18 protein-coding genes are annotated in these 19,156 nt (G+C 72.7%); 13 read left to right on the forward strand and 5 right to left on the reverse strand.

From position 1 onward, the window contains the following. Positions 1-63 precede the first annotated feature (63 nt). The 3 genes from purE to ACFWAR_RS08965 all read left to right on the forward strand — a co-directional run bounded on the left by purE (position 64) and on the right by ACFWAR_RS08965 (position 3,008). Positions 64-561: a 5-(carboxyamino)imidazole ribonucleotide mutase gene (purE, locus tag ACFWAR_RS08955; RefSeq protein ID WP_354382978.1), complete on the forward strand. Its 498-nt coding sequence runs from the start codon at positions 64-66 to the stop codon at positions 559-561. After that, positions 558-1,736: a dipeptidase gene (locus ACFWAR_RS08960; RefSeq protein WP_385774608.1), complete on the forward strand. Its 1,179-nt coding sequence runs from the start codon at positions 558-560 to the stop codon at positions 1,734-1,736. The genes purE and ACFWAR_RS08960 overlap by 4 nt, the downstream gene beginning before the upstream one ends. Positions 1,737-1,868: 132 nt before the next feature. Further along, complete coding sequence (locus tag ACFWAR_RS08965) at positions 1,869-3,008, forward strand: membrane dipeptidase (RefSeq protein ID WP_385774611.1); 1,140 nt, start codon at positions 1,869-1,871, stop codon at positions 3,006-3,008. A gap of 31 nt (positions 3,009-3,039) precedes the next feature. Here ACFWAR_RS08965 and ACFWAR_RS08970 read toward each other — a convergent pair whose 3' ends face one another. Continuing rightward, positions 3,040-3,405, reverse strand: a complete 366-nt coding sequence (locus ACFWAR_RS08970) for a VOC family protein (RefSeq protein ID WP_385774613.1) — start codon at positions 3,403-3,405, stop codon at positions 3,040-3,042. 98 nt (positions 3,406-3,503) lie between these two features. Between ACFWAR_RS08970 and ACFWAR_RS08975 the strand changes: the two genes are divergently transcribed. Next, on the forward strand, positions 3,504-4,013 hold the full coding sequence (locus tag ACFWAR_RS08975; RefSeq protein ID WP_385774615.1) for a CGNR zinc finger domain-containing protein: 510 nt from the start codon (positions 3,504-3,506) through the stop codon (positions 4,011-4,013). Between the two features lie 34 nt (positions 4,014-4,047). Here ACFWAR_RS08975 and ACFWAR_RS08980 read toward each other — a convergent pair whose 3' ends face one another. After that, positions 4,048-5,388, reverse strand: coding sequence for a UDP-glucose dehydrogenase family protein (locus ACFWAR_RS08980; protein WP_385774617.1), 1,341 nt, complete (start codon positions 5,386-5,388; stop codon positions 4,048-4,050). 216 nt (positions 5,389-5,604) lie between these two features. On the opposite strand from ACFWAR_RS08980, the gene ACFWAR_RS08985 reads away from it, so the two are divergent. Further along, the gene (locus ACFWAR_RS08985; RefSeq protein WP_385774619.1) at positions 5,605-6,777 is read left to right on the forward strand and encodes an acyl-CoA dehydrogenase family protein; all 1,173 of its coding nucleotides are present in this window, start codon (positions 5,605-5,607) and stop codon (positions 6,775-6,777) included. A gap of 220 nt (positions 6,778-6,997) precedes the next feature. On the opposite strand, the gene ACFWAR_RS08990 is transcribed toward ACFWAR_RS08985, so the two are convergent. Further along, positions 6,998-7,291, reverse strand: a complete 294-nt coding sequence (locus tag ACFWAR_RS08990) for a hypothetical protein (protein ID WP_385774621.1) — start codon at positions 7,289-7,291, stop codon at positions 6,998-7,000. Positions 7,292-7,349: 58 nt separating this feature from the next. Here ACFWAR_RS08990 and ACFWAR_RS08995 point away from each other — a divergent pair, with 58 nt between their 5' ends. The 4 genes from ACFWAR_RS08995 (at position 7,350) to ACFWAR_RS09010 (ending at position 11,464) form a co-directional block, all read left to right on the forward strand. Continuing rightward, entirely contained in the window at positions 7,350-7,616 is a 267-nt protein-coding gene (locus ACFWAR_RS08995; protein WP_385774623.1) for a hypothetical protein, read from the forward strand. 104 nt (positions 7,617-7,720) lie between these two features. Beyond that, the gene (locus tag ACFWAR_RS09000) at positions 7,721-9,250 is read left to right on the forward strand and encodes an FG-GAP-like repeat-containing protein (protein ID WP_385774699.1); all 1,530 of its coding nucleotides are present in this window, start codon (positions 7,721-7,723) and stop codon (positions 9,248-9,250) included. 254 nt (positions 9,251-9,504) lie between these two features. Then, on the forward strand, positions 9,505-10,587 hold the full coding sequence (locus tag ACFWAR_RS09005; RefSeq protein WP_385774625.1) for a sugar phosphate nucleotidyltransferase: 1,083 nt from the start codon (positions 9,505-9,507) through the stop codon (positions 10,585-10,587). A 52-nt stretch (positions 10,588-10,639) separates the two neighbouring features. Beyond that, on the forward strand, positions 10,640-11,464 hold the full coding sequence (locus ACFWAR_RS09010) for a polyprenol monophosphomannose synthase (RefSeq protein ID WP_385774627.1): 825 nt from the start codon (positions 10,640-10,642) through the stop codon (positions 11,462-11,464). Positions 11,465-11,534: 70 nt separating this feature from the next. On the opposite strand, the gene ACFWAR_RS09015 is transcribed toward ACFWAR_RS09010, so the two are convergent. Then, positions 11,535-12,851, reverse strand: a complete 1,317-nt coding sequence (locus ACFWAR_RS09015) for an LCP family protein (protein ID WP_385774629.1) — start codon at positions 12,849-12,851, stop codon at positions 11,535-11,537. Between the two features lie 105 nt (positions 12,852-12,956). On the opposite strand from ACFWAR_RS09015, the gene ACFWAR_RS09020 reads away from it, so the two are divergent. The 3 genes from ACFWAR_RS09020 (at position 12,957) to ACFWAR_RS09030 (ending at position 16,459) form a co-directional block, all read left to right on the forward strand. After that, positions 12,957-13,517: an acyl-CoA thioesterase gene (locus ACFWAR_RS09020; protein WP_385774631.1), complete on the forward strand. Its 561-nt coding sequence runs from the start codon at positions 12,957-12,959 to the stop codon at positions 13,515-13,517. Positions 13,518-13,700: 183 nt separating this feature from the next. Next, positions 13,701-14,966: an acyltransferase family protein gene (locus ACFWAR_RS09025; RefSeq protein ID WP_385774633.1), complete on the forward strand. Its 1,266-nt coding sequence runs from the start codon at positions 13,701-13,703 to the stop codon at positions 14,964-14,966. Further along, positions 14,963-16,459: a glycosyltransferase family 39 protein gene (locus ACFWAR_RS09030; RefSeq protein ID WP_385774635.1), complete on the forward strand. Its 1,497-nt coding sequence runs from the start codon at positions 14,963-14,965 to the stop codon at positions 16,457-16,459. Before ACFWAR_RS09025 ends, ACFWAR_RS09030 begins: the two co-directional genes overlap by 4 nt. Before the next feature lie 14 nt (positions 16,460-16,473). On the opposite strand, the gene ACFWAR_RS09035 is transcribed toward ACFWAR_RS09030, so the two are convergent. Beyond that, positions 16,474-17,958: an LCP family protein gene (locus ACFWAR_RS09035; RefSeq protein WP_385774701.1), complete on the reverse strand. Its 1,485-nt coding sequence runs from the start codon at positions 17,956-17,958 to the stop codon at positions 16,474-16,476. Positions 17,959-18,114: 156 nt separating this feature from the next. On the opposite strand from ACFWAR_RS09035, the gene ACFWAR_RS09040 reads away from it, so the two are divergent. Next, complete coding sequence (locus ACFWAR_RS09040; protein WP_385774638.1) at positions 18,115-19,143, forward strand: glycosyltransferase family 2 protein; 1,029 nt, start codon at positions 18,115-18,117, stop codon at positions 19,141-19,143. The last annotated feature ends 13 nt before the right edge of the window (positions 19,144-19,156 follow it).

The following is a 19,156-nucleotide window of genomic DNA, read 5'->3' on the forward strand; positions in this document are numbered from 1 at the left end:
TCCGCACCTTCGGCGTCCGCGTCGGCAGCGTCGTCCTCGGCGGGGCCGGTCATCGGCATCGTCATGGGCTCGGACTCCGACTGGCCCGTGATGGAGGCCGCCGCCCAGGCGCTCGACGAGTTCGAGGTCCGCTACGAGGTGGACGTCGTCTCCGCGCACCGGATGCCGCGCGAGATGATCGCGTACGGGGAGCAGGCCGCCGGACGCGGGCTGAAGGCGGTCATCGCGGGCGCGGGCGGCGCCGCGCACCTGCCCGGGATGCTGGCGTCGGTGACCCCGCTGCCCGTGATCGGCGTACCGGTGCCGCTCAAGTACCTCGACGGCATGGACTCGCTGCTCTCGATCGTCCAGATGCCCGCCGGGGTTCCCGTCGCCACCGTCTCCGTCGGTGGCGCGCGCAACGCCGGACTGCTGGCCGTACGGATCCTCGCCACCCAGGACCCGGAGCTGATGGCCCGGATGCGCGAGTTCCAGCAGGAGCTGAACGACCAGGCCACCGAGAAGGGCAAGCGGCTGCGGGCCAAGGTCGCCGGCGCGGACTCCTTCGGATTCGGCAAGTGAGCGCGGCGGGGCGCCTGGACGAGGCGCTGGAACTGCTCGCCGAGCACCCGGTGGTCGACGGCCACAACGACCTGCCCTGGGCGCTGCGCCACCAGGTGCGCTACGACCTGGACCGGCGGGACATCGCCGCCGACCAGTCCGCGCACCTGCACACCGACATCCCCCGGCTGCGCGCCGGCGGGGTCGGGGCGCAGTTCTGGTCCGTCTACGTCCGCTCCGACTTCGCGGGCGACGAGGCGGTCAGCGCCACCCTGGAGCAGATGGACGCGGTCGGCCAGCTGATCGAGCGCTACCCGCACGACCTGGTCCGGGCGCTCACGGCGGACGACATGGAGGCGGCGCGGGCGGACGGCAAGATCGCCTCGCTGATGGGCGCCGAGGGCGGCCACTCCATCAACAACTCGCTGGCCACCCTGCGCTCCCTGCACCTGCTCGGCGTCCGCTACATGACGCTCACGCACAACGACACCATCGACTGGGCGGACTCGGCGACCGACGAGCCGCGCCACGGCGGGCTCACGGAGTTCGGCCGCGAGGTCGTGCGCGAGATGAACCGCATCGGCATGCTGGTGGACCTCTCGCACGTGGCGGCCACCACCATGCGCGACGCGCTCGCCGTCTCGGTGGCGCCGGTGATCTTCTCGCACTCGTCCGCGCTGGCGATCTGCGACCACCCGCGCAACGTCCCGGACGACGTGCTCGCGCTGCTCCCGGCCAACGGGGGCGTGGCCATGGCCACCTTCGTGCCCAAGTTCATCCTCCCGGCGGCGGTGGCCTGGACCGCCTCCGCCGACGAGAACCTGCGCGCGCACGGGCTGCACCACCTGGACACCGGGCCCGAGGCGATGGCCCTGCACCGGGCCTTCGAGGCGGCGAACCCGCGCCCGGTCGCCACGGCGGCCACGGTCGCCGACCACCTGGACCACATGCGCGAGGTCGCGGGCGTGGACCACATCGGCATCGGCGGCGACTTCGACGGCACGGCCTTCACCCCGGCCGGGCTGGACGACGTGTCCGGTTACCCGAACCTGATCGCGGAGCTGCTGACCCGCGGCTGGTCGCGGGCCGACCTGGCCAAGCTCACCTGGACCAACGCGGTACGGGCGCTGCGGGACGCGGAGTCGGTGGCGGCCGCACTGTCGGCGAGCCGCGGGCCGTCGAACGCGGTGCTCTAGAGCGGTGATCTAGAGGAGTACGCGCTTCGGGTCGCAGCACGGGCCGTGGGCGGCGGATGTGCAGGTCGGGGCGGGGTCCACGGGCCCCGCGCCACCCGAACGCCACATCCGCCGCGAACCCACGCGTCCCACATGTCACGGTGGCAACACTTCTCCCTCCCCGCTGCCGCCGAGACCGGAGCGAACGCCATGGCCGACCTGCAGGACGACCCCGCGCACGGGGGCTCCGCCCCCGCCTCCCCAGGCTCCGTCGGAGCTGCCCCCGCGCCCGCCCCCGCACCCGCTCCGGGCCTGCCCGGGGCCCTCGACCGGGCCGCCGCGCTGCTGGCCGTCCATCCCGTCGCGGACGGGTGCAACACCTTGCTGTGGACGCTGCGCCAGAGCCCGTACCACGACAACATCGGCACCCCCGAGGGCGGCGTGGACACCGACATCCCGCGCCTGCGGGCCGGCGCGGTCGGCGCCCAGTTCTGGTCGCTGCTCACCCCCGAGCGGGACCGGGTGGTGGCGGAGACCCTGGAACAGATCGACGTCGCGCAGGCGATGATGCGGCGCTACCCCGACAGCCTGAGCCTCGCCCTGTGCGCGGACGACATGGCCGACGCGCGCAACCGCGGGCGGATCGCCTCCTTCCTGGGCCCGGCGCCCGGCCGCGCGCTCACCGACTCGCTCGGCACCCTGCGGGCGCTGCACGCCCTGGGCGTGCGCAGCATGGCGCCGGCCGGCGCCGCCTGGGCGGACCAGGGGCTGACGGCCTTCGGGCACGAGGTGGTGCGGGAGCTGAACCGGCTCGCGGTGCTGATCGACCTGACCGGCTGCGAGGACGCCGTGGCCGTGCAGATCGCGGGCGCCTCGAAGGCCCCCGTACTGATCTCCCACACGGCCTCCGCCGCGCTCACCCCGCATCCCGGGAACGTCTCCGACGAGGTGCTGCTCGCCCTGCGGGCCGCGGGCGGCCTGTGCATGGTCACCTTCGCCTCCGTCCAGACCGGCGACTCGCTGCACGTGGTGGCGGACCACCTCGACCACGTGCGGGCGGTGGCGGGCCCGCACTGCGTCGGCCTCGGCGCCGCCTTCGGCAGCGAGCCGGCCACCCCCCGCCCGGCCGGTCTGACCGACGCGTCCGGCTATCCCCGGCTGATCGCCGAACTCCTCGACCGGGGCTGGTCGGAAGCCGACCTGGCCCTGCTGACCTGGGACAACGCCCAACGTGTGCTGCGCGACGCGGAATTCACCGCCCGCGCGGCCCAGCACCGGCGCGGGGCTCCGTAACCGCGCGCCGGCCGGGCACGGCGGGCCGGGATCAGCCGGCGCAGAGGCAGACCGGGTGCCCGGCCGGGTCGGCGTACACGCGGTAGGTGCGGTCGGGCCCGCCCAGGTCCAGGGGCGTCGCGCCCAGCTCCAGGATCCGGGCCTGCGCCGCGTCCAGGTCCTCGACGGTCAGGTCGAGGTGGAACTGCTGCGCGCCCCCGTCCGAGGGCCACTTCGGCGCCACGTGCCCGGGGGCCAGCTGGAACGCGAGCGCGGTGCCCGGGTGCCCGGTCAGGTCGACCCAGGAGCCGTCCTCGTCCGGGCTGGGCGTGCCGCCGAGCAGGCCGGCGTAGAAGGTGGCGAGGGCGAGCGGGTCGGGACAGTCGACGACGACGGTGCCGAGCGTGGCGATGGCCATGGTCTCTCCTCCGTAGCGGTTACTGGTAGCAGGCGTTTACCGGTAACCACCACTGTAGGCGTTACCGCCTGGCCGGGCCAAGAGGTAACGTCGAGGACATGAGCGGGGAACGAGCACCGGCACCCGGGGACCTCGCGTGGGTGGAGGCCCTCGTCAACACGCTGAGCGTGGACACCGGGGAGGACCGGCTGGCGAAGGAGTTCGGGCTGTCCGGAGCGGCGCTCGCGGAGGCGACCGCGCTGCGCGAGGGGCTGCGCGCCGCCTGTCGGGCCCACGCCGGGCACCCGGTGGCCCCCGGGGAGCTGGAAGCCCTGAACGCCCTGCTGGCCGCGGCCCCGCTCACGGTCCGGATCGGGCCGGACGGCGCGGCGGGCGTGGCCCCGGCGGCGGTGGCGGGGGAGCGGGCGCTGCTCGCCCGGGTGGCCTCGGCCGTCGCCGGGGCGGCCGCGGACGGCACCTGGTCGCGGCTGAAGGCCTGCGCGGCGCCGGACTGCCAGTGGGCGTACTACGACCGCAGCCCGGCGGGCCGGGGCCGCTGGTGCGTGATGTCGGTCTGCGGCGCGCGCGCCAAGATGCGCACCTACCGCGCCGCCGCCCGCACGACCTGAGCCGCGCGGGGCGATGCGGCGGTGAGGGCGGGAACTACGCGCGCGGGCGGCCCATCGCCCGGAAGGTCCAGCCCGCCGCGCGCCACCGCGCCGAGTCCAGCGCGTTGCGGCCGTCCAGGACGAGGCGCTCCGAGACGAGCGGGGCCAGCGCCGCCGGGTCCAGCTCGCGGAACTCGCGCCATTCGGTGAGGTGCAGGACGACGTCCGCGCCCGTCACCGCCGCCACCGCGGAGTCGGCGTAGGCCAGGGTCGGGAAGACGCGGCGGGCGTTGTCCATGCCCTTGGGGTCGTAGACGGTGACCTGGCCGCCCTGGAGGTGGATCTGGCCGGCCACGTTCAGCGCGGGGGAGTCCCGCACGTCGTCCGAATCCGGCTTGAAGGTGGCGCCGAGCACGGCGACGCGCTTGCCGAGGAAGGAGCCGCCGACCGCGTCCCGGGCCAGCTCGACCATGTGCCCGCGGCGGCGCATGTTGATCGAGTCGACCTCGCGCAGGAAGGTCAGCGCCTGGTCGGCGCCCAGCTCACCGGCGCGGGCCATGAAGGCCCGGATGTCCTTGGGCAGGCAGCCGCCGCCGAAGCCGATCCCGGCGCGCAGGAACTTCGCACCGATCCGGTCGTCGTGCCCGATCGCCTCGGCCAGCTTGACCACGTCGCCGCCCGCGGCCTCGCAGACCTCGGCCATGGCGTTGATGAAGGAGATCTTCGTGGCGAGGAAGGAGTTCGCGGCGGTCTTGACTAGCTCCGCCGTCGGGAAGTCGGTGACCACGAGCGGCGAGCCCTCGCCGAGCGGGGTCGCGTACACCTCGCGCAGCAGCTTCTCCGCCGTCTCGCCGCGGACGCCGATCACGATCCGGTCCGGGTGCAGGGTGTCCTGGACCGCGAAGCCCTCCCGCAGGAACTCGGGGTTCCAGGCCAGCTCGACGTCCGCGCCCGCCGGGGCGAGCTCGGTCAGCCGGTCCGCCAGCCGGGCCGCCGAGCCCACCGGGACGGTGGACTTGCCGACGACCAGGGCGGGCCGGGTCAGGTGCGGGGCCAGGGACTCGATCGCGGAGTCGACGTAGGACATGTCGCAGGCGTACTCGCCGTGCTTCTGCGGGGTGTTCACGCAGACGAAGTGGACGTCGCCGAAGGCGCCGACCTCCTCCCAGGAGGTGGTGAAGCGCAGGCGTCCGCTCGCGCCCGGCAGTCCGGCGACGTGCTGGGCGAGCAGCTCCTCCAGTCCCGGTTCGTACATCGGGACCCGGCCGGAGGCCAGCATCTCGATCTTCTCCGGGACGATGTCCAGCCCCAGCACGTCGAAGCCCAGTTCGGCCATGGCTGCGGCGTGGGTGGCGCCGAGGTAGCCGGTACCGATCACAGTGATCTTGGGGGCCATGCGTGCTCCAAGGGTGTGGTGCCGTTCGCGGCCACCGAGCATAGTCGGGCGCAGGTGGGGGGACGTTCCCCCCTGTCCCCTTCGTCACGGGGCGCGGCCGCGCCCGTTGTCACGCAACTCACGTGCGGCTCACGTATCCGTGATCGGGCCGGGACACTAAGCTCTGGGTTACTTAACGGTAGTTAGCATCACGCATCACCTTGGGGAGTGAGAGTCTTGGCGGGTTCTGCCGACTTCGACCTGTACCGCCCGGCCGAGGAGCACGACATGCTCCGCGAGTCGGTCCGCTCGCTCGCCGAGGCCAAGATCCTTCCGTTCGCGGCGGCCGTCGACGAGGAGTCCCGCTTCCCGCAGGAGGCCCTGGACGCGCTCGTCGCCAGCGACCTGCACGCCGTCCACGTGCCCGAGAGCTACGGCGGCGCGGGCGCGGACGCCCTGGCCACCGTGATCGTGATCGAGGAAGTGGCCCGCGTCTGCGCCTCCTCCTCCCTGATCCCGGCCGTCAACAAGCTCGGCTCGCTCCCGGTGATCCTCTCCGGCTCCGAGGAGCTGAAGGCGAAGTACCTGGGCCCGCTGGCCAAGGGCGACGCGATGTTCTCGTACGCGCTCTCCGAGCCGGACGCGGGCTCGGACGCGGCCGGCATGAAGACCCGCGCGGTGCGCGACGGCGACTTCTGGGTGCTCAACGGCGTCAAGCGCTGGATCACCAACGCGGGCGTCTCCGAGTACTACACGGTGATGGCCGTGACCGACCCCGAGAAGCGCTCCAAGGGCATCTCCGCCTTCGTGGTCGAGAAGTCGGACGAGGGCGTCTCCTTCGGCGCCCCGGAGAAGAAGCTCGGCATCAAGGGCTCGCCGACCCGCGAGGTCTACCTCGACAACGTGCGCATCCCGGCCGACCGCATGATCGGCGCCGAGGGCACCGGTTTCGCCACCGCCATGAAGACCCTGGACCACACCCGCATCACCATCGCGGCCCAGGCGATCGGCATCGCCCAGGGCGCCCTGGACTACGCCAAGGGCTACGTCCAGGAGCGCAAGCAGTTCGGCAAGCCGATCGGCGACTTCCAGGGCGTGCAGTTCATGCTCGCGGACATGGCCATGAAGCTGGAGGCGGCCCGTCAGCTGACCTACGCGGCGGCGGCCAAGTCCGAGCGCGTCTCCGGCGGTGGCGCCGCGGAGGACCTGACCTTCTTCGGCGCCGCGGCCAAGTGCTTCGCCTCCGACGTGGCCATGGAGGTCACCACGGACGCCGTCCAGCTCCTCGGCGGCTACGGCTACACCCGTGACTACCCGCTGGAGCGCATGATGCGCGACGCGAAGATCACGCAGATCTACGAGGGCACGAACCAGGTCCAGCGCATCGTGATGGCGCGCAACCTCCCGTAGCACCCCCGCGGCCCCAGGGTCGCGAACCTCCGGGCCCCCGGCGATCCGCCGGGGGCCCGGACGTCGTGGGTTCACGGGTGCTCCCGGAGCGAGTCCGTCATAAATGCCGGGGCGGCGCGGTGGTGTTGGGATATCTTCGGATGATCATCAAGATCCACATCTTGGTGGTCGCTGATCCTGCCGCCTCCGAAAGGCCCCGCCCGGTGTTCTCGCGCGTGAGTCAACCCGTCATAGCCGCCGTGGCGGTCACCTCGCTCTGCGCCTTCGGGGCGTACGCGGCGACCGCCGAGGGGAGCGCGGGCTCCTCCGCGGCGGCTCCGGCGGCGCCCTCCGGCCCGGCCACCACGTCGGCATCGGCCTCGCCCTCGGCCTCGGCTCCCGCCTCGACGTCCCCCTCGCCGGTCGCGTCGCCGGTCGCGTCGCCCTCGGCCGCCGCGTCCGCCCCGGCGTCGCCCGCGGCCCAGGTGTCCCCGTACCCGAACGCCGCCGCGATCCTCGCGAAGGACGGGATCAAGCTGGTCCGGGGGGACGGCGGGATCACCCTCGCCGAATGCGGGACCAGCACGTCCCAGGTGCGCCTGTACACCTACGAGGACCCCGCGGCCAAGCGCAAGCCCATCTACTGCTTCACCGTCCATTCGCAGACGGGCCGCATCACCCTCGAATCGGACCGCGTCTTCGCGCTCGACGCCGGGGCGCACCCCGTGAACGCCACCTTCACCTCGGGCGCCACGACCACCGCGAACGTGGACGTCGCCAAGAACAGCTACGCCAGGATCGTCGACAAGCCGCTGGGCGCCACGGGCCCCGTCGTCGTCGAGCTCCGCGTGACCGGCTGACCCGCTCCGCGGCCCCGTACGCCATCTCCCGGGCCGCGCCCCGTCCCGTCATGCGAAGACGCCCCGCGTCGCTGTCCCTCTGTACCGAAGGTCCCAGACCCGTGATGAAGCGCACCGCGCACCTCAGCCTCGCCCTGCTCGCAGGCGCCGCCCTCCTCGGCCTCGGCGCCACCCCGGCCACCGCGGCGGCCCAGCCCTCCCCGCCGCTCCTGCACATCATGCCGCTGGGCGACTCCATAACCGAGGGCGTGGGCTCGCCCTCGCCCTTCGCCGGATACCGGCAGCCCCTGTGGAACCTCATGGCGGGTCAGACCCGCTACCTGCCCGACCTCGTGGGGAGCCGCGCCCTCGGCAACTTCCCCGACCCCGACCACAACGGGAACAGCGGATGGGTGGTCGAGGACGTCCGGGCGAAGATCAACGAGTGGCAGACCGCCGCCAACCCGGACGTGGTCCTGCTCCACCTCGGCATCAACGACATCCGCCAGTCGGGCTCCGACCCGGTCGCCGCCGCGAACCGGCTCTCCACGCTCGTCGACGGCATCCAGGCGCGCAAGCCCGGGGTCACGGTCCTCGTGCAGGGGCTCCTGACCGACACGGTGGGCCAGGAGCAGCGCGCGGCCACCTTCAACTCCGTGCTGCGCGGCCAGGAAGCCTCCCGCCGGGCCGCGGGCCAGCACTTCCGCTTCGTCGAGCCGCCGAAGCTCGACGCCGCGACGGAACTGGCCGACGGCCTGCACCCCAACACCCTCGGCTACGACAAGATGGCCCGCGCCTTCAACGGCGCCATCGAGCAGGCGGTCACCGACGGTTGGACGCAGCACGCGCCCGCGCCGCGGGCCGGCAACGAGGTCGGCGGCGCCGCCCGCGTCCGCTGGGCCGACTGGGACGGCGACGGCAAGGCGGACCAGCTCGTCGTCGCCGACAACGGCGCCGTCACCGTCAAGCTGAACCGCGGCGGCAACTCCGGCGGCGGCTGGCAGAACTACGGCCAGGTCGCGACCGGCCTCACGGCCGACCGCACCCGCGCCCGGTTCGCCGACTGGGACGGCGACGGCAAGGCGGACTACATCCTCGTCAACGCCAACGGCTCCGTCGTCGTCTACCTCAACCGGGGCGGTGACGGACACGGAGGCTGGCAGAGCGTGGGGCAGATCGGTACGGGCACCACGACCAAGCAGGACCAGGTCCGCTTCGCCGACTTCGACGGCGACGGCCGCACCGACTACACGACCATCGCCGACAACGGCGCCGTCGTCGTCTACGTCAACCGCGGCGGCGACACCGGCGCCGGTTGGCAGGTCCTGAACCAGGTGGCCTCCGGCACCACGACGGACCGCTCCCGGGTCCGCCTCGCCGACATCGACGGCGACGGCCGGGCCGACTACCTCACGATCGGCGGCAACGGAGCCGTCAGCGGGTACGCCAACCGCGGCGGCGACGGCCACGGCGGTTGGGCCAACCTGGGGCAGATCGTCGGCGGAGTGACCACCGTGCAGGGCAACGTGCAGTTCGCGGACTTCAACGGCGACACCCACGTCGACTACGTCCTCACGGGGTCCGGCGACAGCGCGTCGGTCTACCTCTTCGACGGCTTCGGCGCGCCCTGGCTGTACCAGGGCACGGTCGTCTGACCCCTGCGCGGGCGGGCGTGCGTACCAAATCCGCAACAACGTTCCGGGCCGGTCTCCCCTCCTTCCGCGGGGGAGACCGGCCCGGGCGCGCGCGGCGGGCCCCCGACCCGCCGCGTGGGCACCGGTGTTCCGGGCGCCGGACCCGGCCGACCGGGCCCGCCGTAGCCGGTGGGGCCCGTCACCTCCGGCCTCGGTACGTCCCCGAGTGGGCTAAATTTGAACCTTCGTGCGCCCGAACCTGTTGGGGAGAAGAAATGACGGAAGCGATCCTGCTGGTCGGTGGGCAGGGGACGCGACTGCGCCCCGTCACGGTGAACACCCCCAAGCCGATGGTTCCGGCTGCGGGCGTACCGTTCCTCGCCCACCAGATAGCCAGGGCCGCCGACGCCGGTGTGACGCACATCGTGATGGCCACCTGCTACCTGGCGGAGGTCTTCGAGCCCTACTTCGGTGACGGTTCCGACTTCGGCGTCCACCTGGAGTACGTCGTCGAGGACGAGCCCCTGGGCACCGGCGGCGCCATCCGCAACGCCGCCGAACTGCTGACCGGCGGCGCCGACGAGCCCGTCCTGGTCTTCAACGGCGACATCCTGACCGGCCTGGACATCCGCGGGCTGGTCGATTCCCACCGGGCCGCCGACGCGGACGTCTCCCTGCACCTGGTGCGGGTCGAGGACCCGCGCGCCTTCGGTCTGGTCCCCACCGACGACGAGGGGCGGGTGCTGGCCTTCACGGAGAAGCCGCAGACCCCCGAGGAGATCGTCACCGACCAGATCAACGCCGGCTGCTACGTCTTCCGCCGCTCGGTGATCGACTCCATTCCGGTCGGTCGACCGGTCTCCGTCGAGCGCGAGACCTTCCCCGGCCTGCTCGCCTCCGGCGCCAAGCTGCACGGCAAGACCGAGGACACCTACTGGCTGGACCTCGGCAAGCCCGAGTCCTTCGTCCAGGCCTCCGCCGATCTGGTCCGCGGGGTCGTCCACTCCCCGGCCGTTCCCGGGCCGCGCGGTGAGGTCCTGGTCCTGCCCGGAGCACAGGTGGCGGACGGAGCGAAGGTTTCGGGAGGTACCGTTGTGGGTGCCGGTGCCCGGATCGAATCGGGCGCCGTCGTACTGGGCTCCATCGTGCTGGACGGCGCCACCATCGGTCCGGACACGCATGTGACCGCTTCCCTGATCGGTGCCGGTGCCGCCGTGGGCGCGCGCACGGTGCTGGACGGCGCGGTCATCGGGGACGGAGCACTGGTGGGCGCCGACAACGAACTTCGCGCCGGGGTGCGGGTGTGGTGTGGGGCAGAGCTGCCTCCCGCCGCCGTGCGCTTCTCGTCGGACCGGTGACCCCGGGCCGGATGCGTGCGCGTACCGACCGACTTCAGTGAGGCATAACCCTGTGATAGGCGAGCAGAAGACCCCCCGCGAGACCTCGGCCCCGGCCGCGTCCGCGACCGCGTCCCCCGCGCTTCCCGATGCGTGGGCACACACCCCGCTGACCGTGGTCATGCCCACGTACAACGAGGCGGGCAACCTGCCGGGCATGGTCGAGCTGCTGATGGGCCTGGAGCTGCCCGGCCTGCGCCTCCTGGTCGTCGACGACTCGTCGCCCGACGGCACCGGCCAGATCGCCGAGGACCTCGCCGAGGGCCACCTCGCCGAGGACGGCACCCCCCGCATGTCGGTCCTGCACCGCACCACGAAGGACGGCCTCGGCCGCGCCTACGCCGCGGGCATGGCCAAGGCCGTCGAGGACGGCGCCGCCTACGTCCTGCAGATGGACGCCGACGGCTCGCACCCCTCGGCCAAGATCGCCGAGATGCTGGGCGTCGCGATGTCGACCGGCGCGGGCCTCGTCGTCGGCAGCCGCTACGTTCCCGGCGGCACCCTCTCCGACGCCTGGGGCGCCCACCGCAAGCTGCTCTCGCGCTGGGCCAACGCCTACGCCAGCACCATCCTGGGCACCCGCGTCCGCGACATCACGGGCGGCTTCAACATGTGGAGCGCCGAGGCGCTGCGCGCCATCGACCTCGCGTCGGTCGGCAGCGCGGGCTACAGCTTCCAGGTGGAGATGAAGTTCAAGGCGCTGCGCCGGGACTTCCAGGTCATGGAGGTCCCGATCCACTTCGAGGACCGCACCGTCGGCGAGTCCAAGATGAACCTCGCGGTCCAGCTGGAGTCGATCGCCATGCCGTGGAAGCTGCGCGCCCGCGCCCGCCGCTGATCCGAGCCCGCGCACACGCAAGGGAAGGGCCCGCCGGACACCGTCCGGCGGGCCCTTCCTGTCCGGCGGGCTAGTTCGCCGTCACCGTGACCTTCTGGTCGTTCTGGATCTGCTTGACCAGCTGCTGCACCTTCGTCTTGTCCCAGATGAGGTTGCCGTTCCGCTCACCGGAGATCGGCATGTTCAGCGAGACGCCGTCGCCGCCGCTGATGCCCTTCATCGCGAAGAACATCTCGCCCAGGTCCCACAGGCCCATGTCCTTGTCCACGATCAGCGTGTCCAGACCCGCGCCCAGCGTCGGGTAGAGCCGGAACGGGTTCAGGATCGTGCCCGGCGTCGCCGCCTGGTGGGCCAGGGTCGACAGGAACTTCTGCTGGTTCTTGGTGCGCGCCAGGTCCGACTCGGCGAAGGCGTAGCGGGTCCGGACGAAGGCCAGGGCCTGCTCGCCGTTGAGGGTCTGCTCGCCCGCCTTGAAGTCGGCCCCGGACTTCTCGTCCTTGAAGCCCTTCTCGATGTTCATGTCCACGCCGCCGAGCGCGTCCACGATGTTCGCGAAGCCCGCGAAGCCGATCTCGGCGTAGTGGTCGATGCGCAGGCCCGTGTTGAACTCCACGGTGCGCACCAGCAGTTCCGGCCCGTCGTCGGCGTAGGCGGCGTTGAGCTTCTCCCGCTTGCCCTTGCCGGGGAACTTCTTGCCGGACTGCGAGCCGATGAAGGAGGGGATCTCCACATCGGAGTCGCGCGGCAGCGAGACCATGGTGTTCCCGCTGGAGCAGGCCGCCAGGATCATCATCGAGTCGGTCCGCTTGCCCTCGGCCGAGCCGGTGTGGAGCTTCTTCTTGTCCTCGTCGGACAGCCCCTCGCGACTGTCGGAGCCGACGATCAGGTACGTCGTGCAGTCGCCCTCCTTCGGGCGCTCGATGACCTTGGAGAGGTCGACCTCGCGGCGCACCTTGGAGTCGGCCCAGAAGTAGGTGCCCACCGTGGTCACGACCAGCGCCGAGACCAGCACGATCGAACCGATCTTGATCCGCTTGCGCCAGTCCGGCGCGGCACCCGGGGCGCGGTCGGGCCCGCCGCGTCCACCGGGGCCACCAGGACCGCCGGGGCCACCGGGACCGCCGTAGACCTGCCCGGTGTTGTAACCGCTGTCGTAGCCGCTGTCGCGGGACTGCTGCTGGGGCGGTACGCCGTAACCGGGCGGCGCCTGCGCGGGGCGGCCCTGCGGCGGTACGGGCGGGCGTCCGGGCTGCTGGCCGGGGCGCTGCGGCTGACGGCGCTGGACGTGCGGCATCCGCTGGGCGTCCTCCGGGCGCGCCTGGGCGCCCCCGCGTCCGTACCGGTCGTCGCGGTTCTCGTTCCGCCGCCCATCAGGCCAGTCATTCATGTCCTAAGGATGCCTGCCCGGCAGGGGCCCCGGACAGGGCGGGCGGGGCTTCGTACCGGTGCTGTTGCACAGCTGATGCATCCGCGACAGCTTTAAGGTGGCGGTATGACAGAAACACCGGACGTGCGGGGCGACCAGGGTGCACAGGCGCCCGGCAAGCCGATCTCGGCCTCGCGCACCACCCTGAGCCACATCATGACGGCCAACGACACCAACCTCCTGGGCACGGTGCACGGCGGCGTGATCATGAAACTCGTGGACGACGCCGCCGGTGCCGTCGCCGGGCGCCACAGCGGCGGCCCCGCCGTCACCGCCTCCATGGACGAGATGGCCTTCCTCGCGCCGGTCCGGGTCGGCGACCTCGTGCACGTGAAGGCCCAGTGCAACTGGACCGGCCGCTCCTCCATGGAGATCGGCGTACGGGTCCTGGCCGAGCGGTGGAACGAGTCCACCCCCGCCACCCAGGTCGGCAGCGCCTACCTCGTCTTCACCGGCGTCGACGCCGAGGGCAAGCCGCGCACCGTGCCGCCGGTGCTCCCGGAGACCGACCAGGACCGGCGCCGCTACCAGGAGGCGGAGATCCGCCGCACGCACCGCCTCGCCCGCCGCCGGGCGATCATGGCGCTGCGCGAGGAGCGGGCGGCCCAGGGCTTCGACGACGAGTGAGCCCCGCGCCCGAGCGGGCCGCGGCCGCCCGGCGCACTGAGGTGTCGCTCACTCGGGACCCGGGGCCGTCCCGTCCCGCGGACGGGCGCACGTAGACTGATGAGCTGACGTTCTGCCCGGCCCGGTTCGCCGGGATCGGGGGCGTCCGCCCGTATCCGGCTCTGCTGCGGAGAAGCTCCTCATATGTCGACGGTCGTACCGCCCTCCCCGGCACCCGGGGTCCACGTGTCCGCCGCCCCGCAGCACCACCCGGCGCAGGCCCCAGCGGCCCCCGCCCGGCGGCCCCGGCTGCGCGCGCTCGACGGGCTCCGCCTCATCGCCGCGCTCATGGTGGTCGCGTTCCACTGGACCGGCGTCAACCGCTACCCGGAGATCTGGGGCGGCGCGCCGCAGAAGCTGATGCCGGACCTGCACCGCTTCACCGCGTACGGGTTCCTCGGCGTCGAGCTGTTCTTCATGATCAGCGGCTTCGTCATCTGCATGTCCTGCTGGGGCCGCACCCCGCGCCAGTACTTCACCTCCCGGGTCGTGCGCCTCTTCCCGGCCTACTGGGTCGCGATCATCCTGTCGGCCCTCGTGGTGAACTACGCGGCCACGGCCCGCCCCAGCCGCAGCCACCTCAGCAAGTCCGACATCTTCACCAACTTCACCATGCTCCAGCAGCCGCTCGGGGTCTCCGAAGTGGACCCGGTCTACTGGACGCTCTGGGTCGAGCTCCGCTTCTACCTGGTCTTCGCGGTCGTCGTGGCCCTCGGCCTGACCTACCGCCGGGTGCTGTCCTTCTGCGGGATCTGGATGGTCCTCGCGGTGGTCGCCGGCCAGTCGGACATGGCGCTGCTGAAGATGTTCGCGATGCCGGAGTACGCCCCGTACTTCATCGCCGGTGTGGCGATGTTCCTGATCTACCGCTTCGGGGTCAACTGGCTGCTGCTGGGCGTGGTCGGGTTCTCCTGGCTGGTGGCCCAGCACATGCTGCTGGGCACGAAGGGCAGTTACGAGTACGGCGTCATGCACAAGCTGAGCTGGAACGTCATGGCGGGCTTCTCCCTGCTGGCGTTCGGGATCGTGCTGGCCATCGCGCTGGGCGCCTTCGACCGGATCCAGTGGAAGTGGCTCACCGTCGCCGGAGCCCTCACCTACCCCGTCTACCTGCTGCACCAGGAGATCGGCTTCGCCCTGATCACCTGGGGCCGGAACAACGGCGTGGGCGTCTACCCGATGCTCGCCCTCGCCCTCGCCGCGATCCTGCTGCTGGCCTGGATCGTCCACCGCTACGCGGAGCGGCCGCTGTCGGCCCTGCTCAAGCGGATGCTGGACGCCCCCGGGCTCTCGCTGCCCAAGCACGACCCGCCCGTCCGGCGCCGCGCCGGCGACCCGGCCGCCGCGGTGCCCGCCCCCGCGGGCGCACCGGAACCCGCCCGAGCCCACGCGGAAGGCCACGGCCGATGAGTCGCACCGACACCCGGACCGCCCCCGCCCCCGCGGCGCGCACCGCCGCCCCCGGGGCCCGCCGCCGCACCGCCCCCGACTGGCTCTGGGCGGCCCTGCTCACCCTCGCCGTCGGGCTCGTCGGCAGCGGCACCCCGCAGATGTGGCGCGACGAGATAGCCAGCTGGAGCGCGGCCACCCGCGACACCGGCGACCTGCTCGACATGCTCGGCAACGTGGACGCCGTATCCGGCGCCTACTACCTGCTGCTGCACGGCTGGACCACGCTCTTCGGCGACTCCCTGGTCGCCCTGCGCGCGCCCTCGGCGCTCGCCATGGCCGGGGCCGCCGCCTTCGTCGTCCTGACGGCGCGCACCCTCTTCGACCGCCGCACCGCGGTCTTCGCCGGGCTGCTCTTCGCGCTGATCCCGGTCGTCAGCCGCTACGCCCAGGAAGCCCGTTCGTACGCCTTCGTCGTCCTCGCCGTCGCCGCCGCGACCTGGCTGCTGCTGCGGGCGCTGGAGCGGCCGGGCGTGCGGCGCTGGCTGCCGTACTCCGTCGCCGTCTGCGCCGCCGGACTCTTCCACATCGTCTCGCTGCTCGTCCTGCTGCCGCACGCCGTGATCGTCCTGCTGCGCGCCCGCCGGGCCCGCCGGTGGAAGCTCGCCGCCGGGTACGCGCTGGCCGTCGTCGTCGCCCTGCTGCCCGTCGTGCCGCTGGTGCTGCTGGGCCAGAACCAGGCCGGCCGCCAGATCGGCTGGCTGACCACCCCGCACCTGCGCACCATCGCCGAGGTGTGGAACAGCCTCTTCGGCTCCCCGCTGGTCGCCGCGGGCGTGCTGGCCGCCGCCGCGCTGCCGCTCGCCTGGAGCCGCGGGCGGCGCCCGGCCATGGAGATCGCCCTCGTCGGCGCCCTGCCCGTGGTCGGCTGCTGGATCGTCTCGCAGGGCAGCACCGCCTACTTCTTCGACCGCTACCTCGCCTTCACCGTGCCCGCCTGGGTGGTGCTCGCCGCGGCCGGTCTGGCCGCGCTGAGGCCCCGCGCGGCCGGTGTGGTCGGGCTGGCGCTGATCATCGGGCTCGGGGTCACGGACCAGGTCCAGCTGCGCGCCAAGCTCTCCAAGGAGAAGGGCGTCGTCGGCGCCTCGGTCGCGGACGTCATCACCAAGGGCTACCGGCCCGGCGACGGCTTCGTACCGGTCCGCGGGCACGACAGCGTCTACATGGTCGACTACCAGGTCGAGTACAACCTGCCCGACCGGGTCAAGCTGCGCGACGTGTTCGCCGCGAAGTCGGCCGTCGCCAACGACGACCTGTTCCCGGTGGCCTGCGCGCAGCCCACCGCCTGCCTCGGCGACACCCGCCGGATCTGGGTGGTCACCTGGAGCGGGACCAAGGACCCCTTCCACAAGCTGCCCGCGGCGGAGGCCGACGCGCTGCGCGCGCACTACAAGGTCGTGGAGAGCACCAAGGTGCGCGGGCTCCAGGTGACGCTGGTCGAGCGCAACCGCTGACCGCGGCGGGGGCGTCAGCTCCCGCACACCACCTGGTCGCCCGTCACCACGCCGAACTCGCCCTGGTAGGGGTCCTCGGCGCGGACCGGGACCACCTTCTTGTAGTCCGAGCCCGCCGTCACGATCAGGGTCCGCCCCTGTCCGGCCACCGCCCGCAGCTCGATGCCGGGCAGCGCCGTCGCCACCGTCCGCGCCGAGCGGTCCCAGCGCGGGTCGTAGGTGACCACGGTGCGCTTGATCTCCCGGCTGGCCGCGTTGCCCGGGGCCCGGGTGGTGTCGAAGCCGGTGGCCCGCAGGGCCTCGTCGACGCGGCCGCCCATGCCGTCGATCCGGGTGCCGTTCTCCACCTGGATCCGGATCTGCTGGGGCGCCACGTCCACCGGCACGGCGGGCTGCGGCGCCGCCCGTCCCGCCTTGGCCGCCGGGCGGGCCGGGGCCAGCGGGCGGTCGTCGCGCAGCGCGGCGAAGACCTTGGCCGCCTTCGCCTCGTCCCACTTGACGGTCTCGCCGAGCCCCTTCACCGGGAACGAGGCGTCGCCGACCGGTACGGACGCGAACTCCGAGGAGGACGGGGCGAAGCCCCGCATCGCCTGCCCCAGCGCCAGCATCTGCTCGGAGCCGAAGCCCCGGTCGGCCCGGACCGAGCCCAGCAGGGTCGAGCTGACCTGCTTGAACTTCACCGGGTTCAGCAGCATCCCGCCGCTGGTGGACTGCTTGATCAGCGCCGCGACGAACCGCTGCTGGCGCTGCATCCGGCCCAGGTCCGAGGCCCCGTCCACATGGCGCGAGCGCACGTACTGCAGGGCCTGGCCGCCGGTGAGGCGGTGCGTGCCGGGCTGGAGGTCCAGGCCCGTGTAGGAGTCCTGCATGGGCTTGGCGGTGCAGATCTCCACCCCGCCCATCGCGTCGACGGTCTTCATGAAGCTGGTGAAGTCGACCTCCAGGTAGTGGTCGATCTTCACCCGGGTCATGTTCTCCACCGTGCGCACGGTCAGGTTCGGCCCGCCCTCGGCGTAGGCGGCGTTCAGCTTCACCGGGTGCGCGCGCCGGACCTTGCCGGTCGTCGCGTCGGTGTGCTCGGGGACCTCGGCGTAGCTGTCGCGGGGCAGGCTGACCACGCTGGCGCGCTCCCGGTCGGCCGAGATGTGCACCAGCATGATCGTGTCCGTGCAGTGGCAGGGCGCCCCGCCGAGCCGGTAGTCGCGCTTCTGGTCCGGGGTGATCTTGTCCCGGCCGTCGGTGCCGACGAGCAGGAAGTTCATGCCGTGGCCCGCCTGGGGGCGGTTCTTCATGTCCTTGAAGGGATCCACCCGCTCGATCCCGGTGTCCAGCCCGGTCATCACCGCGTGGCCGATCGCGCCGGAGCCCAGCACCACCACCGATACGGTCGCCGCCAGCCGTACGCCCCAGCGCGGCCGGCGCGCGCGCTTGGCCGGGCCGCCGCCCCGCACGGGGGGACGCGGGGGAGCAGGGCGGGGGGAGCGGTGCGGGTGGGGCACGGGGGACACGTGGGGCACCTCCGCGGCGGCATCAGGGGCAGATGCGTCAGAACAGTAGGCCCATACGATCAGCGACTGACCGTACCGATCGTCCGGCGCGCCCCGGTTCCCCCGTACGCGGTAACGTGACACCGGTACCCGACCTCGAAGGACCACATGCCCACCCAGCAGCCCGCCGTCTCGGTGATCATGCCGGTGCTCAACGAGGAGCGCCACCTGCGCGACTCCGTCCGGCACATCCTGGGGCAGGACTACGCCGGCGAGATGGAGGTGGTGATCGCGCTCGGCCCGTCCACGGACCGGACCGACGAGATCGCGGCCCAGCTCGTCCGTGAGGACCCGCGCGTCCACACCGTCCCGAACCCCACCGGCCGCACCCCGGCCGCCCTCAACGCCGCCATCAAGGCCTCACGTCACCCGATCGTGGTACGCGTCGACGGGCACGGCATGCTCTCCGCGAACTACATCGCCACCGCCGTCCGCCTCCTGGAGGAGACGGGCGCGCAGAACGTCGGCGGCATCATGCACGCCGAGGGCGAGAACGCCTGGGAGGACGCCGTCGCCGCCGCGATGACCTCGAAGATCGGCGTCGGCAACGCCGCCTTCCACACCGGCGGCGAGGCGGGCCCCGCCGACACCGTCTACCTCGGGGTGTTCCGCCGCGAGGCGCTGGAGCGCGTCGGCGGCTACAACGTGGAGTTCATCCGCGCCCAGGACTGGGAGCTGAACTTCCGCATCCGCGAGGCCGGCGGGCTCATCTGGTTCTCGCCCGAGCTGAAGGTCCAGTACCGCCCGCGCCCCTCCGTACGGGCGCTGGCCAAGCAGTACAAGGACTACGGCCGGTGGCGCCACGTCGTGGCGCGCTACCACGCGGGCTCGATCAACCTGCGCTACCTCGCCCCGCCGACCGCGCTCGTCGCGATCGCGGCCGGCGCGGTGGTCGGCGCGACGGTCACCCCCTGGGCCCTCGCGGTCCCGGCGGGCTACCTGGCCGCGATCACCGCGGGCTCCGTCCCCGCGGGCAGGGGGCTGTCGTTGAAGGCCCGCGCGCAGATCCCGGTGGCCCTGGCCACGATGCACATGTCCTGGGGCTTCGGCTTCCTGACGAGCCCGCGCTCGCTGGCGGACAAGGTCATCGCGAGCCGCCGCCCGTCGATGCGCGAGGACGCCCCGGCGGCCCGGTAGCACGCGCGCACGG

Source organism: Streptomyces sp. NPDC059917 (genome assembly GCF_042730635.1).
Lineage (GTDB): Bacteria > Actinomycetota > Actinomycetes > Streptomycetales > Streptomycetaceae > Streptomyces.

What these genes read in the sequence shown, in the direction of transcription:
- purE (WP_354382978.1), top strand. Translation starts at nt 64, where the DNA reads ATGGGCTCGGACTCCGACTGGCCCGTGATGGAGGCCGCCGCCCAGGCG.
- ACFWAR_RS08965 (WP_385774611.1), top strand. Translation starts at nt 1,869, where the DNA reads ATGTCACGGTGGCAACACTTCTCCCTCCCCGCTGCCGCCGAGACCGGA.
- ACFWAR_RS08970 (WP_385774613.1), bottom strand. Translation starts at nt 3,405, where the DNA reads ATGGCCATCGCCACGCTCGGCACCGTCGTCGTCGACTGTCCCGACCCG.
- ACFWAR_RS08975 (WP_385774615.1), top strand. Translation starts at nt 3,504, where the DNA reads ATGAGCGGGGAACGAGCACCGGCACCCGGGGACCTCGCGTGGGTGGAG.
- ACFWAR_RS08980 (WP_385774617.1), bottom strand. Translation starts at nt 5,388, where the DNA reads ATGGCCCCCAAGATCACTGTGATCGGTACCGGCTACCTCGGCGCCACC.
- ACFWAR_RS09000 (WP_385774699.1), top strand. Translation starts at nt 7,721, where the DNA reads ATGAAGCGCACCGCGCACCTCAGCCTCGCCCTGCTCGCAGGCGCCGCC.
- ACFWAR_RS09005 (WP_385774625.1), top strand. Translation starts at nt 9,505, where the DNA reads ATGACGGAAGCGATCCTGCTGGTCGGTGGGCAGGGGACGCGACTGCGC.
- ACFWAR_RS09015 (WP_385774629.1), bottom strand. Translation starts at nt 12,851, where the DNA reads ATGAATGACTGGCCTGATGGGCGGCGGAACGAGAACCGCGACGACCGG.
- ACFWAR_RS09020 (WP_385774631.1), top strand. Translation starts at nt 12,957, where the DNA reads ATGACAGAAACACCGGACGTGCGGGGCGACCAGGGTGCACAGGCGCCC.
- ACFWAR_RS09025 (WP_385774633.1), top strand. Translation starts at nt 13,701, where the DNA reads ATGTCGACGGTCGTACCGCCCTCCCCGGCACCCGGGGTCCACGTGTCC.
- ACFWAR_RS09030 (WP_385774635.1), top strand. Translation starts at nt 14,963, where the DNA reads ATGAGTCGCACCGACACCCGGACCGCCCCCGCCCCCGCGGCGCGCACC.
- ACFWAR_RS09040 (WP_385774638.1), top strand. Translation starts at nt 18,115, where the DNA reads ATGCCCACCCAGCAGCCCGCCGTCTCGGTGATCATGCCGGTGCTCAAC.